Annotated in this window: 19 protein-coding genes; all 19 read left to right on the top strand. The window is 38.3% G+C overall.

Features of this window, described 5'->3' with window-relative positions; genetic code table 11:
* The first annotated feature begins 29 nt into the window (after positions 1 to 29).
* Positions 30 to 566 (top strand): YqeG family HAD IIIA-type phosphatase, encoded by a 537-nt coding sequence (locus LEUM_RS08485; protein WP_011680344.1) that lies wholly within the window; start codon positions 30 to 32, stop codon positions 564 to 566.
* On the top strand, positions 556 to 1,695 hold the full coding sequence (gene yqeH, locus LEUM_RS08480) for a ribosome biogenesis GTPase YqeH (RefSeq protein ID WP_011680343.1): 1,140 nt from the start codon (positions 556 to 558) through the stop codon (positions 1,693 to 1,695). Before LEUM_RS08485 ends, yqeH begins: the two co-directional genes overlap by 11 nt.
* Entirely contained in the window at positions 1,695 to 2,006 is a 312-nt protein-coding gene (gene yhbY, locus LEUM_RS08475) for a ribosome assembly RNA-binding protein YhbY (RefSeq protein WP_002815764.1), read from the top strand. The genes yqeH and yhbY overlap by 1 nt, the downstream gene beginning before the upstream one ends.
* A 10-nt stretch (positions 2,007 to 2,016) precedes the next feature.
* Complete coding sequence (locus LEUM_RS08470) at positions 2,017 to 2,655, top strand: nicotinate-nucleotide adenylyltransferase (protein ID WP_011680342.1); 639 nt, start codon at positions 2,017 to 2,019, stop codon at positions 2,653 to 2,655.
* On the top strand, positions 2,648 to 3,232 hold the full coding sequence (yqeK, locus tag LEUM_RS08465; RefSeq protein ID WP_011680341.1) for a bis(5'-nucleosyl)-tetraphosphatase (symmetrical) YqeK: 585 nt from the start codon (positions 2,648 to 2,650) through the stop codon (positions 3,230 to 3,232). Before LEUM_RS08470 ends, yqeK begins: the two co-directional genes overlap by 8 nt.
* A gap of 3 nt (positions 3,233 to 3,235) precedes the next feature.
* On the top strand, positions 3,236 to 3,610 hold the full coding sequence (gene rsfS, locus LEUM_RS08460; RefSeq protein WP_011680340.1) for a ribosome silencing factor: 375 nt from the start codon (positions 3,236 to 3,238) through the stop codon (positions 3,608 to 3,610).
* 87 nt (positions 3,611 to 3,697) lie between these two features.
* Positions 3,698 to 4,450, top strand: coding sequence for a class I SAM-dependent DNA methyltransferase (locus LEUM_RS08455; protein WP_011680339.1), 753 nt, complete (start codon positions 3,698 to 3,700; stop codon positions 4,448 to 4,450).
* Complete coding sequence (locus LEUM_RS08450) at positions 4,450 to 5,622, top strand: nucleotidyltransferase (RefSeq protein WP_011680338.1); 1,173 nt, start codon at positions 4,450 to 4,452, stop codon at positions 5,620 to 5,622. Before LEUM_RS08455 ends, LEUM_RS08450 begins: the two co-directional genes overlap by 1 nt.
* A gap of 1 nt (position 5,623) precedes the next feature.
* Positions 5,624 to 6,169 (top strand): YceD family protein, encoded by a 546-nt coding sequence (locus LEUM_RS08445; protein WP_011680337.1) that lies wholly within the window; start codon positions 5,624 to 5,626, stop codon positions 6,167 to 6,169.
* A 96-nt stretch (positions 6,170 to 6,265) separates the two neighbouring features.
* Positions 6,266 to 6,955: a response regulator transcription factor gene (locus LEUM_RS08440; RefSeq protein WP_011680336.1), complete on the top strand. Its 690-nt coding sequence runs from the start codon at positions 6,266 to 6,268 to the stop codon at positions 6,953 to 6,955.
* A gap of 12 nt (positions 6,956 to 6,967) precedes the next feature.
* Complete coding sequence (locus LEUM_RS08435) at positions 6,968 to 8,068, top strand: sensor histidine kinase (RefSeq protein ID WP_011680335.1); 1,101 nt, start codon at positions 6,968 to 6,970, stop codon at positions 8,066 to 8,068.
* Positions 8,055 to 8,327 (top strand): acylphosphatase, encoded by a 273-nt coding sequence (locus LEUM_RS08430; protein WP_010289909.1) that lies wholly within the window; start codon positions 8,055 to 8,057, stop codon positions 8,325 to 8,327. Before LEUM_RS08435 ends, LEUM_RS08430 begins: the two co-directional genes overlap by 14 nt.
* Before the next feature lie 71 nt (positions 8,328 to 8,398).
* Positions 8,399 to 9,322, top strand: a complete 924-nt coding sequence (gene yidC / locus LEUM_RS08425) for a membrane protein insertase YidC (protein WP_010289906.1) — start codon at positions 8,399 to 8,401, stop codon at positions 9,320 to 9,322.
* 59 nt (positions 9,323 to 9,381) lie between these two features.
* Entirely contained in the window at positions 9,382 to 10,155 is a 774-nt protein-coding gene (locus LEUM_RS08420) for a TrmH family RNA methyltransferase (protein WP_011680334.1), read from the top strand.
* Between the two features lie 77 nt (positions 10,156 to 10,232).
* A complete protein-coding gene (gene secG / locus LEUM_RS08415) occupies positions 10,233 to 10,469 on the top strand; it encodes a preprotein translocase subunit SecG (protein WP_002815749.1) in 237 nt (78 codons plus the stop codon).
* Positions 10,470 to 10,574: 105 nt separating this feature from the next.
* Entirely contained in the window at positions 10,575 to 12,899 is a 2,325-nt protein-coding gene (gene rnr / locus LEUM_RS08410) for a ribonuclease R (protein WP_011680333.1), read from the top strand.
* Positions 12,900 to 12,910: 11 nt separating this feature from the next.
* Positions 12,911 to 13,375, top strand: a complete 465-nt coding sequence (smpB, locus tag LEUM_RS08405) for an SsrA-binding protein SmpB (RefSeq protein WP_011680332.1) — start codon at positions 12,911 to 12,913, stop codon at positions 13,373 to 13,375.
* Positions 13,376 to 13,510: 135 nt separating this feature from the next.
* Positions 13,511 to 15,067 carry a ribonuclease Y gene (rny, locus tag LEUM_RS08400; RefSeq protein ID WP_011680331.1) on the top strand — a complete coding sequence of 519 codons (1,557 nt, stop codon included), beginning with the start codon at positions 13,511 to 13,513 and terminating at the stop codon, positions 15,065 to 15,067.
* 144 nt (positions 15,068 to 15,211) lie between these two features.
* Positions 15,212 to 15,604: a DUF948 domain-containing protein gene (locus tag LEUM_RS08395; RefSeq protein ID WP_002815745.1), complete on the top strand. Its 393-nt coding sequence runs from the start codon at positions 15,212 to 15,214 to the stop codon at positions 15,602 to 15,604.
* Position 15,605: the final 1 nt, after the last annotated feature.

Raw genomic sequence — 15,605 nt, 5'->3', positions numbered from 1 at the left:
AGAATAAAATAAACGGACGATGGGACATAATGCGCTTAGAACACTTTACACCAACATATATGGTTGAACGAATTTACGATTTAACTGTTGAAGATTTGAAAGCGCGTGGTATTAAAACCGTACTCGCGGATTTAGATAATACATTGTTAGCGTGGAACAACCCAGATGGAACACCTGAATTAAAGCAGTGGTTACAAGATTTACGGGATGGTGGTATTGAATTAATTGTGGTTTCTAATAATACTACGAAACGCGTCGAAAAAGCAGTTAAACCACTTGATGTCAAATTTGTTTCATGGTCGTTAAAACCATTGCCGCGAGGTATCTTGCATGTATTGCGCACGCACCATTTAAAGCGACAAGAAGTCATTATGGTGGGAGACCAACTGTTGACTGATGTCTGGGCAGCGCATAGTGCTGGCGTACGTAGTGTACTTGTACAACGCTTAATTGAGTCAGACATGTGGCAAACATGGTTAAATCGTCGGATTGAGAAATATGTCAAAAAAATTGTGTTTCAAGCACATCCACACTTAAAATGGGAGAAAACGTTACGTGACAACTGAAATTACTGATGAATATGTTCAAGAACAATTAAATGAAGGATTGCGCTGCATTGGCTGTGGTGCTTTGATGCAAGTCGAAGATAAAGACAAAATAGGTTACTTGCCAATGAGCGCCCTCAAAAAATCTATTAGCAGTGAAGAATTATTTTGTCAACGTTGTTTTCGTTTACGTCACTATAACGAAATTCAGCCAGTAGAACTTACTGATGATGATTTTGCCAACTTGCTTCATCAAATTTCAGATACCAAGGCATTGATTGTTTATGTTATTGATGTGTTTGATGTAACTGGTTCTGCAATTTCTGGATTACCTCGCTTTGTTGGAAAAGATAATCCAATTTTAGTAGTAGCTAACAAGGTTGATTTATTACCTAAGCTATTAAATAAGAATCGTTTGAAAAATTGGCTGCGCACTGAATTGAAGGCACAAGGTATTCAACCCGTCGACGTCTTCTTGACGTCTGCAACCCGTCCCAAAAATTTAGACGACTTATTGGATACCATCGATAATTTCCGTGACGGACGTGATGTCTTCGTCGTTGGGGTTACCAACGTTGGTAAATCAACATTAATCAATCAAATTATCAAGTCTCGTACAGGGATTCAAAATTTGATTACTACATCGAGATTTCCAGGGACCACACTTGATCGCATTGAAATTCCATTGGAAGATGGTCAGCAACTAATTGACACACCAGGAATTATTAAGCGCGATCAGATGGCTCATGTGCTAACCGATAAGGACTTAAAGTTTGCACTACCAAAAAATGAAATTAAGCCACGGACGTATCAATTAAATCCAGAACAAACAATTTTCATTGGCGGTCTGGCACGTTTTGATTTTATCAGTGGTGCGCGTAGTGCCATAACGGCTTATTTTGAAAATAACTTGAACTTGCACCGTACGAAGCTTATCGGTGCGGATGATTTTTATGAACAGCATGCAGGTGGGCTGCTAGTACCAGCACCAAGTCAGCTACAAAATCTAATCAAACACGAATTCAGCATTACTGAAGACAGTGACATTGTCTTTTCAGGTTTAGGTTGGATTAGCGTACCGGCTGGTATAAAAGTAGCTGGTTGGGCACCAAAGGGCGTCAGCGTCCTCATTCGAAAGGCAATGATTTAATGCAATTAACAGGAAAACAAAAACGTTATTTACGTTCACAAGCAAACACGTTATCGCCAATTTTTTCAGTTGGAAAAAATGGATTGACTCAGAATTGGGTTGATGAAATTGTTCTGGCACTGGCTAAAAGAGAGCTAGTCAAAATTAGTTTGCAGCAAAGTGCTGACGAAACAGCAAAAGAAGTTGCTGATTTTATTGAAGCACATTCAGATATTACGGTTGCACAGACAATTGGTCGTACGGTTGTTTTGTATTTACCAGCAAAAGAAGACAAATATAAGAAGATTTCATTAGATCTAGCAAAAATCTGAGGAGATGGCTATGATTGGAACATCAACAACTGCACTAAAACATCAATTAGAACTAGAACCAAGTGAGACCAAACATCGTATTGGAATTTTTGGTGGTACCTTTAATCCACCGCACGTTGGGCAGTTGGTTTTAGCAGAATGTGTTGGGAAACAGCTTGGACTTGAAAAAGTTTATTGGATGCCTAATGCACAGCCGGTTGATGCTACTCATGCTAGCGCAATTGAACCGTCTTATCGAATGCAATTGGTTCACATGGCAATTTTGGATAATCCTTTTTTTGAACTTGAATTATTGGAAATCCGTAATGGCGGTGAATCTCATACTTACCAATCAATGAAAGAACTTGTGGATACGCATCCAGAAAATGAATATTATTTTATCATGGGTGCAAATACAGTGAGAAAGTTACCCACTTGGGATCATATTGATGAGTTAAGTCAAATTGTTACGTTTGCTGCAGGTGTCCATTCTGGACAAGAGACAACGTCCGATTATCCCGTGCTATGGTTTGATGTTCCAAACATTAGCGTCAGCGCTTCAGAAGTACGGACGCGAATTCGTATGAATCAGAGTATTAATTATTTGGTGCCAGAACGTGAAGCACTATTTATTCGAGAGTACGATTTGTATAGAGGCTTATATGACTAAGTATTTTAATGGTACAATTACTGATTTAGAAGCAAAAATTTCCGAAAAATTATCTGATTATCGTTACCAGCATGTTTTGCGTGTACGAGACTATGCAGTGAAATTGGCCAAGGCCAATGATGTTGATGTTGACAAGGCAGAAGTTGCTGCTTTGGTCCATGATTATGCCAAAGAGCGATCAGATAATGATTTTTTAAAGGTTATTGAAACCCAGCATATGGATCCGGATTTGATTAACTGGGGAAATTATGTCTGGCATGGTATTGTTGGGGCGGAAATGATCCGTAACGAGCTAGGAATTGTTGATGAAGATATATTAACTGCTGTCCGTCAGCACACAACAGGTGCGGGCGCTAGTATGAATAAGTTGTCACAAGTTATATTTATGGCAGATTATTTAGAATTAGGTCGTGATTTCAAAGGGGTAGAGGAAGCCCGTACGATTACTGACCAAAGTTTAGCGCAAGGCATTAAATATCAAATCGTTCATACCTTAGCACGTTTGATTCACAAAGAAACACCAATTTATCCTAAATCACTTGAAACGTATAATTATTGGGTTAAGAAAGAAAAATAAAATATGACAACAACAGCATTAAATGTACAAGATACTTTAAATACTGCCGTGGAGGCAGTTGATAATAAGAAAGCAAACAATATTGTTGCACTTGATATGCGCAAAGTGAGCTTAATGGCAGATTACTTCGTCATTGCAGACGCTGCGTCTACACGACAGGTGCAAGCTATTGCTACGGAAGTTAAAGATAAAATACAAGAAGCGGGCGGATCGGTTCGCTTTATGGAAGGATTCCAAGCAGGGGAATGGGTTCTTATGGACTTAGGGGATGTTATCGTCCACATATTCTCGACAGAAGGTCGCGATTTTTACAACCTAGAACGTTTGTGGAATGATGCCCCCTATGTTAATCTTGATAATCTATTAACAGAAAATTAAGCAAAATCGAGGCCACTGTCTCGATTTTTTAGTTTGTAAGAACAATAATATAACCGTTCAGACCGACACCATGTTAAAATTAAAATTATGAATAATGAAATAAATAACAATTACTCTACATTTTCGGAAAAATATGACCAACTGTTTGATTCAGAATTATATCAAGAGTGGGTTGATTTCGTGACAAAAAATAGTAAAGCTACATCTATTATGGATTTAGGTGGGGGTGCTGGACGATTAGCAGTTTTATTAGCACAGCTTGGCTACACTGTTGATGTGCTAGACTTGTCACCTGAAATGCTGTCATTGGCACAAAAGCATGCTAATGAAGCAAACGTTGACTTATCTTTGTTGCAAGCTGACATGCGTGACTTTTCTGATTGGAAAAAGGAATACCCTATCATTGTTAGTTTTGCAGATGCTTTAAATTATTTACCAAATTTATCTGATTTTAAATTAGCTATTCAACAAGTGTATGACCATTTAGCGGTTGGCGGACAATTTTTATTTGATGTGATAACACCTTACCAGGTTAACGTGCTGTACGATAATTATTACTACAATAATGATGACGACGATGAAAACATTTTTATGTGGACTAGTTATCCTGGTGAGCAAGAGAATAGTGTTGACCATGACTTAAAGTTTTTTGTGTATGATGAGGCAATTGACGCTTTTAAGATTATGCGCGAAATTCATCATGAGCAAACCTATGATTTAAAGACATATCAAGAAACCTTAAGAAGTGCTGGTTTTCATAATATTGAAGTTTTTGCGAACTTTGGACAAAATAATATTGATGAAAACACAGAACGTTGGTTTTTTAGGGCGGTGAAATAATGCAAGCAGTCGGAATAATAACGGAATATAATCCATTTCATAATGGGCATATTTATCATATTCAACAAGCCAAGAAATTAACTGGTGCGGATGTAGTGGTGGCCGTTATGTCTGGTAACTTTGTGCAACGTGGTGAACCAGCCTTATTTGACAAATGGCAAAGAACACAAATGGCTTTGGAAAATGGTGTGGATTTAGTCATTGAGTTACCCACTTTTTTTGCAGTGCAACCAAGTCATATTTTTGCTGATGGAGCGATTCAATTATTATCCGCTCTTGGTGTCGATAATATTGTATTTGGCAGTGAGCATCCAGAGGTTGATTTTCTATCCATAGCTAAACAAGCACCAACTATTGCAGAAGGACAAGAATTTAAGAATCATACGCAAACCTTTGCTAGTGCGTATGCTAAACAATTAGAGGCTGAAACTAGCTTTAAACTGGAAGAGCCTAATGATATTCTAGCGCTTGGTTATGCTAGTGCTATTCTAAACCAACAGGCTAACATTGGCATTATACCTATTCAACGCGCTGAAGCAAATTATCATGATGCCAACTTTACAGACGAACAATCGATTGCCTCAGCGTCATCTATTCGTTTAGCTTTACACAAGGGAAAAACTGAAAAAATCAAAAATGTGGTGCCTGAAGCGACCAAAGTAGCATTAGATACCGCTGCCAATACAATTGATTTCGAAAGTAAATTCTGGTCAATGCTGAAGTACCGGTTAACAACAGATACAGTTGGTCAACTAGGTCAAATTTATCAAATGGCCGAGGGGTTGGAGCATCGTTTTGCTAAAACAGCTCTAAATGATTCTGGTCCACAAAGCTATCAAAGCTTTATTAAATCGACCAAATCTAAACGTTATACGTTTACTCGAATACAGCGTACATTATTATATACTTTGCTTAATATTAAGGTAGACCAGATGCAAGCAGCTATGCAGGACCCATACTTGCGTATTCTAGGATTTACTTCAACGGGGCAGCAATACTTAAATGAAATTAAAAAACAAGTAACATTGCCCCTTATCAGTAAAGTTGATTCAAGTTTGGCTAAAAGTAATCTGCGCTTAGATTATAAAGCTGGTAAAGTGTGGCAATTACTGGCAAATGAAGGTGCGCCGACACAAGATGTGACACGAATGCCATTATATTGGGAGAAATAGTATGAAATATGCAAAAAATCAATTATTAAAATACCGTCAAAGTCCGTTAATTATCGAAGAAACTTTGAATTTGGAGGAACAAGCTAAAAGTCGTTTTTCAGAAACTGTCTTAGCGTTATCACCCCTTGAAGTTACGGGGAGCATTAACTATTTAGATAATGATGATATCACTTTAGACGTGAATGTTCTAGGAAATATCACAGTACCATCTTCACGGTCATTAGACCCCGTGGTTGTGCCAATTAATTTAGCATTTTCTGAATTATACATTGAAGATGAGAGTCGTCTCAAGGATTTTGAAGAAACCGAGGCTGTTTTTGTACTTGAGAATGATTCCTTAAATGTGGACGATGCTATTTTGGATAATATTATAGCAACTTTGCCTTTACAGATTTTAACCCCTGAGGAAGAGACCGGCGATAATTTGCCCTCCGGAAAAGATTGGCATGTTATCAGTCAAGAAGCTTATGAAAATGAGAAAATGATAGAAGACGAACCCAAAATTGACCCTCGGTTGTCAAAATTAGACGATTTTTTCAAAGAATGAGAAAACACTTGCAAGAGTTAAACAAATGCTCTAAAATAAAGGGAAGTAATACAAATAGACTCGGCTTCTGCCGATTTAAAACATTGAGGACAAAAAATGAGTAAAGTATTGATTGTTGAAGATGAAGAAAACTTGGCAAAGTTTGTTGGTCTTGAGCTTAAACATGAAGGATATGAAGCTGAAACGGTGAATGATGGTCGTTCTGGGCTAGATTTAGCATTAGAAAATGATTACGATGTTATTTTGCTCGATTTGATGTTGCCTGAACTAAACGGTTTAGAAGTTGCACGTCGATTGCGTGAAGTTAAAAAAACACCAATCATCATGATGACTGCTCGTGATTCAGTGATTGATCGTGTTTCTGGATTGGATTATGGCGCTGATGATTATTTGGTAAAGCCATTTGCAATTGAAGAATTATTGGCTCGTATTCGTTCGCTTTTGCGCCGTATTGCAATTGAGACTGAAACAAACGATAAGCATCGTTCAATTATTAACTTCAAAGACCTCCGTATTGAAAAGGAAAATCGTATTGCACGTCGCGATGATCAAATTATTAATTTGACAAAGCGTGAATACGACTTGCTATTAACATTAGTAGAAAATATTAATGTGGTTCAATCTCGTGAGCAATTATTGAAAGAAGTTTGGGGTTTTGATTCTGAAGTAGAAACGAATGTTGTTGATGTGTATATTCGTTACTTGCGTAATAAGATTGATGATCCTGAAAGTAAGGCATCATATATCCAAACAGTACGTGGTACTGGCTACGTGATGCGCAGCTAATTCTAATTAATTATGGACAATAATGAAAAAGAAACAACTAAAAAAGCTGTACGCCGATTCTCACTGCGCTGGCAGTTAGCACTTGGAATGGCGTCCGGCTTTTTTGTTATATTTATAGTATTTGCTTTATTGCTTTCTGGGTTGATAAAGCATCACTATGGTGCACTGCCGAATGAAGTTATTTTTTGGTTGTGGGTTATTATTGCTTTCGGTGGTTTGGCAATATTCATATTTGCACTTATCTTAACTAAAGTAATTTTACGACCAGTCCGATTAATTGAAACCACCATTGAAGCTTTTGAAGATGATCCGATGACAGAAGTACGTGCCAGTGAAGTTGGTGCAAATGATGAGTTTTCTGATTTAACACGTATTTTAAATCGCACAATTGACCGTCTACAAGCATTAATCAGTGCGCAACAGCAATTTGTTTCAGATGTTTCCCATGAACTCCGTACGCCGGTAACAATCGTGAAAGGCCACATGGAACTTCTGAATCGCTGGGGTAAAGATGATCCAGAGGTTTTGGAAGATTCAATCAAATCCTCTCTGGCAGAAGTACAACGAATGGAGACACTGATTAACGAAATGCTCAATTTAACACGTGCTGAGCAAATTCCAGTTGATAACGTGAAAGAAATTACTGATGTTGGCGGTACAATGCATCGTGTTTATGACAACTTTAAAATGATACATCCTGACTTTTCTTTTACCCTAGATGATGATTTATCAACGAAGGCAAGGGTTAAGATTCGTCAAGATCATATGGAACAAATTCTAATTATTCTAGCTGACAATGCTGTAAAGTATTCTCTAGATCGTCATGAAATTCATTTTGCCTTGTCACAGACAGCAAATCGTGTTGAAATTGGCGTACAAGACTTTGGTGAAGGGTTGAAACCGGAAGATGCAAAACGTGTCTTTGATCGCTTTTATCGCGTTGATAAGGCGAGATCACGAGCCAAAGGGGGAACTGGGCTGGGACTAAGTATTGCTCAACGTTTGGTAGAGGCTTATGGTGGTACAATTGCATTAGAAAGTGCAGAAGGCTCAGGGTCAATTTTCACAGTATATTTACCTTTGTACGTTGAGGAAAAAAATGAAAGCAATTGAAGTTGATGTTTTTGGTTTAGTACAAGGTGTTGGTTTTCGGTGGTTTGCACAACGAACTGCACAGCAACACAATATTGTTGGTTGGGTAAGTAACCAAACAGACGGTTCTGTTAAAATACATGCTCAGGGTTCACAAAGTGATTTAATAGATTTTTTGTCGGTGCTCGAGAAGGGGCCAGGCTTTTATAGTCGCGTTGACAAAGTTATCACAACAAATATTCCATTGTTTGAAACAAATGACTTTGCTATTCGTGGGTAATTCTTGCTATAATAGTATCTTGTAATTGTGCGCAACTTTTTTAACATGATTTTCAAGGAGAAACCCTGATTATGAAACAATTAAAACGCGTTCTGACGTTTGCGTTTGTTATTTTTGATATTATTTTGCTTACTGGTGGTTATAATCAACACAGTAGAATGTATCGTTGGATTGGTCAGCCATTGGCTGAATTAATGACTAATATCGCTCATTTTATCGGTGGTGTAAACGGTATTGGGTGGGCAATTATCGTTATAACTGCAATTTTCCGCTTGATTTTGTTACCATTTTTCTTGAATCAACAAGTTAATACAACTGTCAATCAAATTAAAATGCAGAAGTTGAAGCCGGAAATTGATAAATTACAAACTTTATCTCGTAAGGCAGCTACGACAGAAGAACAACAAAAAGCTAGTATGGCGATGATGTCATTATATCGAGAAAATGATGTCAGTGTTATTGGTGGCATTTCATTTTTGACAATGGCAATGCAATTGCCTATTTTCTCAGGATTATATTCTGCTATTTTGCATGCACCAGCTTTGCAGGGTGCATCCTTCTTAGGATTTGACCTTGGGAAACCACAATTAGTTTTTGCCATCGTTGCCGGTATTATTTATCTAATTCAGGCTTGGTTAATGATGCAACATATGCCTGAGGAACAACGTAAGACATCAGCTGCAATGATGTTTGTTAGTCCTATAATGATTTTTGTTTTTGCTATGATTGCAAGTGGTGCTATTGGCCTATACTTCGTTATCGGCGGTATATTTGCTTTAATCCAGACATTAATTCAACACTATCAACGTCCTGGTTTAGAAAAACGCGTTACAGCTGAATTTAAAATTCAAAAGACTGCTGATGATTTAATGGCAGAGGATATTAAAGTACCAAATGCCAATGCAGGAAACACAAAAGTTACTGATGCGCCAAACGTTGTAAAAAATCAAAACAAAAAGAATCGCAATGCTGGGAAGCAACAGCGGTCGAAGTAAGTACGTCAATTTTTTGACGTACTTTTGTCAGTTCTTAGAAAGAACAGAAAGAAATACACATGGAAAGAATTATTTCAAATCAAAATGCACGTGTGAAAGCATGGGCAAAACTTGCAACAAAGAAAGGTCGTCAAGAGAATCATACTTATTTGCTCGATGGCTTGCATTTAGTTGAAGAGGCGGTTAAGGCTGGTGCAAAATTCCATGCAATAATGGCTACAGAAAAACAAATGGCTGACTATCTCCCAAATGTGCCTCATGGTGTTCCGGCTTTTGAAATCAGTGAAGAAGTTGCCAAACATATTGCTGGTACGAATACTCCACAAGGTATTTTTGCAGAGATTAGTTTACCTGAAAAGACATTTGATCCCAGCTATGTTCACGATGGTGCATGGTTGTTGTTAGATAAGATTCAAGACCCTGGAAATGTTGGCACATTAGTGCGAACAGCAGACGCAGCAGGTTTTAAAGGTGTTGTTTTAGGTGCTGGCACAGCTGATGCATTTGCTCCCAAAGTTGTACGTGCTATGCAAGGATCTCAATTCCATTTAGAAGTCTTGAATGGAGACTTAAGCGAGTGGGTTGCTGCCTTGGCAACTAATAATCTTCCAGTTTATGGTTCACAATTAAATGAAAAAGCAAAATCATATCGCGATGTTGAACCAAGCACACAATTTGGTTTAATTGTTGGTAATGAGGGACAAGGCATGTCAGCTGAATTAGCAGAAAAAACAACAGCCAACTTATACATTCCTATTCAAGGACAGGCTGAAAGTTTGAATGTAGCTATTGCTGGTGGTATTCTAATGTTTAGTTTGGCATTGGGAAACTAATAACATTTTGCCAAAATTGGCGATTTAGCGTAAAATTTGCTATAATAAATGTTAACGATTTAATAGAGGATATAACTGTGGAAAAACTACTTACTATTGCTCTAATTGTTGTAGGCTTTTTGCTTATTATGACAGTTATGATGCAACCAAGTAAACAACAAGATGCATTATCAGCATTATCAGGTGGCGCAGGAGATTTGTTCGCAGAACGTAAGTCGCGTGGATTTGAAGCTGTTATGCGTCGTACAACAGCAGTGCTTGGGGCATTATGGTTTGTCATTGGATTTGCCTTAATGTACATTTCAGCACATTAAAAAAATCAGTTTACGCTTTTTTCGTAAACTGGTTTTTTTTATCTCAATTTATAGTAAATAACATACATACTACATGGTAGTAAATTAAACTAACAAGGAAAACATATGGAACTAGAACAATTAAAATCACAGCTTACTGGCTTCTTGAAAGCTAACCGTGAGCAAATATTTACCGCACAAAACTTAGCTGACGGCTTAAGAATGACAGATAGCCAAGAATACAAGCAGGTTGTCAATGCTTTAAACGCTAGTGTACGTGACGGGGATGCTATCGACATCAAAAATGGTTATCAATATAACAAAAATGCTGGCTATACAATTGGCGAGTATCGTGCTAATGATAAGGGCTTTGGGTTTGTTAAATACGATGACGAATTACCTGACTTTTTTATTAACCCAGAAAATACACTACAAGCAATGCAGGGCGATACGGTACGTGTTTCAACATTAAAACCATCACCAACACCAGATCGTGGACCAGAAGGTAAAGTAGAAGAGATTCTTGAACATGCTTACGAGCGTATAGTAGGTACTTTTTCATTAGGTTCAGAAGCTCGCAACATGATTGGTGAATTACACCTCAGCGACAAGAAAACAATGAATTTTAAAGTGTTAGTTAGCGGTGACGGATTAACACCTAATGATGGTCAGGTAGTCGTAGCGGAAGTTACTCGTTTTCCTGATAAAATCCATCCACGAGAAATAATTGCTACGGTAACCGAAACACTTGGATATAAAGATGAACCAGGAATGGACATCTTACAAATCGTCTACAGTAAGAAAGTTCCAAATGAATTCCCGCAAGAGGTGTTAGATGATGCACTCGAAATTCCAAGTGAAGTTTCCGAATCTGAATGGGCTGGCCGAGAGGACATCACAGAGCAAACATTAGTTACAATTGATGGTGCTGACACGAAAGATATTGACGATGCTGTAGTTGCTTGGAAGTTAGACAATGGCAACTACCATCTGGGTGTGCACATTGCAGATGTTTCACACTATGTGACGGAAGGTTCTAGTATTGATGCTGAGGCTTATAATCGCGGTACATCTGTCTATCTGACTGATCGTGTTATTCCAATGCTGCCTAGAAATATATCTAACGGTATTGCTTCATTAAATCCAAACGTTGTGCGTTTGGCAATGTCTGCAGAGATGGAAATTGATCCACAAGGAAATGTAGTGAATCATAGACTTCATACCTCAGTTATGAAATCTCATGCTCGTATGACTTACGATGCAGTCAATAAAATTTTAGAGGGTGATGTTTTCGTCCAAGATGAGTACGCAAAATTAGTACCCATGTTTAAAGTGATGGGTGAGCTACATGAAATTCTGTATAATATGCGTAAAAAGCGTGGCGCAATAGAATTTGATGCACCTGAGGCACAAATTATTGTTGATGAAGATGGTAAAGCCACTGATATTAAGTTGCGAGAACGCGGTACCGCTGAACGAATGATTGAATCCTTCATGCTAGCGGCCAATGAAACCGTTGCCGAGCATTTTGATAAACTTAAAGTACCATTCTTGTACCGTATTCACGAGACGCCTGATGCTGATCGTGCTAAGTCGTTTTTTGAATTTTCAAAGGCTTTAGGGCACCCAGTTGTTGGTGATCCAAGTAAAGTAACACCGATCATGTTACAAAAGTTAATGGAAGATGTTGCCGGTGATCCTGCTGAACAAATGATTTCTACGATGATGTTGCGCGCGATGAAGCAAGCGAAATATTCACCGGATCCAGTTGGACACTTTGGTTTGGGTGCGGAGTATTATACTCACTTTACTTCACCAATTCGACGTTACCCCGATTTGACAGTTCATCGGTTGATTAAATGGTATGAGAGACATGGTCATGGTGTTCAAGCACAAGAAAAGTATGCTAGTCATCTTGGTAAAATTGGTGAAGATACAAGCTCACGTGAGCGTCGAGCCATTGATACTGAACGTGACGTTGATGCTTTGAAGAAGGCTGAATACATGATGGATAAAGTTAACCTTGAGTTTGATGGAGTAGTCAATTCAGCGTTGAAGTTTGGCTTGTTCATTAGTCTTGAGAATACAGTTGAAGGACTGGTTCATATTTCGAACTTAACTGATGATCATTATGAGTATGATGAGTCTCATGCTGCATTAATTGGCCGTTCGAAGCATCGTATTTTCCAAATTGGGCAAAAAGTACGAGTCAAGGTTTTGCGTGTTAATAAAGATGAGCGCGTAGTTGATTTTGTATTGGTTAATCCAGAAGATGCGCCAACGACAGATATTCGTGTAGCTTCAAAGGCACATGGTAAGTTCGGTAAAGGTCGCAATCGTGATGAGAGGCGTAAAAACGAGCGCCGTGGTAAATCAGAAGGACCACGTCCAAAGAGAGCACCCTTAGATAGTAAACAGGGGCATAAACAGGATAGCAAACGTAACTTTTAAGGTGGTTTGTCATGGCAAAAAAGAAACAAAATACTGAAAATTATCTTGCTCAAAATCGTAAAGCGCGATTTAACTATGCCATTGCGGAAACTTTTGAAGCCGGTATCTCATTAACGGGAACGGAAATCAAGTCAGTTCGGGCGGGTCAAATTACCATAGGGGATGGATTTGTAACGATACACAATGGTAATGCTTTACTAACCAACGTGCATATTTCCTCTTATGTGCAAGGAAATCAATTTAATGTTGACCCATTACGGACCAGACAATTACTGTTGCACAAACGAGAAATTCGAGTTCTTGAGAAGGCAACACAGGAACAAGGTGTAACAATTGTCCCTTTGAAGGTTTATTTGAAACATGGCTTTGCTAAAGTTTTAGTCGGTATAGGTCGTGGAAAGAAAAAATATGATAAACGAGAAGATATTAAAAAACGTGATCAAGAGCGAGAATTAAGCCGTCGATTTAAAAATTAGGAGCTAAAACGCTCTTTTTTATTTTTGTAAAACAACTCATCGGTCTCTGGAATACTCTATTGACCCGTCATGAATTAACATATATACTTAATATATGTGAAATCTAATATTCACAAGCTGAAAGGATATACTAACATGGTAGTTACAATCATTTCAGTGTTTTTCGCAATTGTGATTGGTCTTGGTATTGGATACTATGTGCGCAAGTCACAAGACGCGCATAAAGTTATTTCTGCCGAGCAAATGGCAACTAACATTCTTGAACAAGCAAATAATGAAGCTAAGAGTTTGAAACGTGCAGCAGAAGTTGATGCTAAAGATTTGGCACAAACTTATCGAAATCAAGTTAATGATTCGTATAATGATCGTCAAAAGCATCTGCAGCAACAAGAACAAAGGCTAGAAGATCGCATCAATAACCTCGATAAAAAAGATGCGGCCTTGAATCAACGTGATGCATCATTGATTCAAAAAGAAAATCAAGTACAGACACGCCTTGATGACGCAGATAAAAAAGAAGTATTAGCACAGAAGTTGTTGACTACACAACAAGACAAGTTGGAAGAAATTGCTCAACTGTCTCCTGATGAAGCTAAGAAACAAATTTTAAGTGAAACTAAAGCAAGTTTGACTCGTCAACGAGCAGCCTTGATTAAAGAAGCGGAAGAAGAAGCAACTAGCGAAGCTGAGAAGCGTGCTCGTAATATTATTGTGCAAGCTATTCAACGTTCCTCAGCTGATTCTGTTGCTGACGTGACTGTCTCTGTTGTCAATTTGCCAAGTGAAGATATGAAGGGAAGAATTATTGGTCGTGAAGGCCGTAATATTCGTACTTTAGAATCCCTAACTGGCATTGATTTAATTATTGATGATACACCAGAATCAGTCGTTTTGAGTGGATTTGATCCTGTTCGACGTGAAATCGCAAAAATGGCATTAGATGCCTTAGTTGCGGATGGTCGAATTAATCCGTCTCGTATTGAAGAAATGGTTGAAAAATCACGACGTCAAATGGATGAAACGATTCGTGAAAAGGGTGAACAAGCTGTCTTTGAACTAGGATTACGAGGCATGCACCCAGACTTAATTAAGATGATAGGGCGTATGAACTATCGAACTTCATACGGTCAAAATGTGCTCCAGCATTCAATCGAGGTCGCAAAACTTGCGGGAATGATGGCAGCAGAGCTTAAAATGGATGTCGCGCTTGCGAAACGCGCTGGATTAATACACGATATTGGAAAAGCAGTTGATGCTGAGGTCGAAGGTTCCCATGTGGAATTAGGCGTCAGATTAGCTGAGAAGTTTAATGAGAAGCCAATTGTAATCAATGCAATTGCTTCTCATCATGGTGATGTTGCAGCAATCTCGCCGATTGCTGAATTAGTAGCTGCGGCTGATGCTATTAGCGCTGCTCGTCCGGGGGCTCGTAGCGAGTCACTAGAAAATTATGTGCAACGTTTAAAGGATCTTGAAGCGATTGCAAATAATAATCAGGAGGTTCACACAGCATATGCTATTCAAGCAGGTCGAGAAGTGCGCGTGATTGTTGAACCTACAAAGGTTACAGACTTGCAAGCTAAAGTATTGGCACACGACATTAAGTCGGATGTCGAAGAAAAACTGGAATATCCCGGACATATTAAAGTTACGGTTATTCGAGAAACACGTGCAATTGACTATGCACATTAAGCCATTATAAATAATACACTAATAAAAAAGTCGTTCGTAGAGCGTCTTTTTTTGTTATAATTAATACAAGTGAGAATGTTTTAAATTTTTCATAAAAAGTTAAACAAAGTATAATCATAACTATGATATTTAGCGGAGGATTTTATGGAACCAGGACAATTAGCATTAATTATATTTGCCGTAGCCTTTCTACTTTTGGTGATTTTTATTGGCATATTCTTGTTACGTCTAACACGTTCATTGGGTGTTATAACAATGGATGTCGATACGATCGCACGTTCAAGTAATGAGATTTTGGGAAATGCTAATGTATTGCTAAATGATATCAATGGCAAAGTTAAAACCCTTGATCCAACGGTACAGGCAATGGCTGATTTATCAGTAACTGTGTCAAAACTAAATAATTCAGCGCAAAATGTGACTCACAAGTTTTCAGGTGTTAAGGCCGGTGCAACTGGTGTGGCGGCTGCTATGACTAAAAACGCAACAAAAGCGGCTATGGGTAAGTTTAGAAATAAAAAGAAGACGGAGGTCTAAT

The organism is Leuconostoc mesenteroides subsp. mesenteroides ATCC 8293 (assembly GCF_000014445.1).
GTDB classification, from domain to species: domain Bacteria; phylum Bacillota; class Bacilli; order Lactobacillales; family Lactobacillaceae; genus Leuconostoc; species Leuconostoc mesenteroides.
The sequence above is the reverse complement of the archived record's forward strand: the minus strand, read 5'-3'. Positions and strand labels throughout refer to the sequence as shown.

What these genes read in the sequence shown, in the direction of transcription:
- LEUM_RS08485 (WP_011680344.1), top strand. Translation starts at nt 30, where the DNA reads ATGCGCTTAGAACACTTTACACCAACATATATGGTTGAACGAATTTAC.
- yhbY (WP_002815764.1), top strand. Translation starts at nt 1,695, where the DNA reads ATGCAATTAACAGGAAAACAAAAACGTTATTTACGTTCACAAGCAAAC.
- LEUM_RS08470 (WP_011680342.1), top strand. Translation starts at nt 2,017, where the DNA reads ATGATTGGAACATCAACAACTGCACTAAAACATCAATTAGAACTAGAA.
- yqeK (WP_011680341.1), top strand. Translation starts at nt 2,648, where the DNA reads ATGACTAAGTATTTTAATGGTACAATTACTGATTTAGAAGCAAAAATT.
- rsfS (WP_011680340.1), top strand. Translation starts at nt 3,236, where the DNA reads ATGACAACAACAGCATTAAATGTACAAGATACTTTAAATACTGCCGTG.
- LEUM_RS08455 (WP_011680339.1), top strand. Translation starts at nt 3,698, where the DNA reads ATGAATAATGAAATAAATAACAATTACTCTACATTTTCGGAAAAATAT.
- LEUM_RS08450 (WP_011680338.1), top strand. Translation starts at nt 4,450, where the DNA reads ATGCAAGCAGTCGGAATAATAACGGAATATAATCCATTTCATAATGGG.
- LEUM_RS08445 (WP_011680337.1), top strand. Translation starts at nt 5,624, where the DNA reads ATGAAATATGCAAAAAATCAATTATTAAAATACCGTCAAAGTCCGTTA.
- LEUM_RS08440 (WP_011680336.1), top strand. Translation starts at nt 6,266, where the DNA reads ATGAGTAAAGTATTGATTGTTGAAGATGAAGAAAACTTGGCAAAGTTT.
- LEUM_RS08435 (WP_011680335.1), top strand. Translation starts at nt 6,968, where the DNA reads ATGGACAATAATGAAAAAGAAACAACTAAAAAAGCTGTACGCCGATTC.
- LEUM_RS08430 (WP_010289909.1), top strand. Translation starts at nt 8,055, where the DNA reads ATGAAAGCAATTGAAGTTGATGTTTTTGGTTTAGTACAAGGTGTTGGT.
- yidC (WP_010289906.1), top strand. Translation starts at nt 8,399, where the DNA reads ATGAAACAATTAAAACGCGTTCTGACGTTTGCGTTTGTTATTTTTGAT.
- LEUM_RS08420 (WP_011680334.1), top strand. Translation starts at nt 9,382, where the DNA reads ATGGAAAGAATTATTTCAAATCAAAATGCACGTGTGAAAGCATGGGCA.
- rnr (WP_011680333.1), top strand. Translation starts at nt 10,575, where the DNA reads ATGGAACTAGAACAATTAAAATCACAGCTTACTGGCTTCTTGAAAGCT.
- smpB (WP_011680332.1), top strand. Translation starts at nt 12,911, where the DNA reads ATGGCAAAAAAGAAACAAAATACTGAAAATTATCTTGCTCAAAATCGT.
- rny (WP_011680331.1), top strand. Translation starts at nt 13,511, where the DNA reads ATGGTAGTTACAATCATTTCAGTGTTTTTCGCAATTGTGATTGGTCTT.
- LEUM_RS08395 (WP_002815745.1), top strand. Translation starts at nt 15,212, where the DNA reads ATGGAACCAGGACAATTAGCATTAATTATATTTGCCGTAGCCTTTCTA.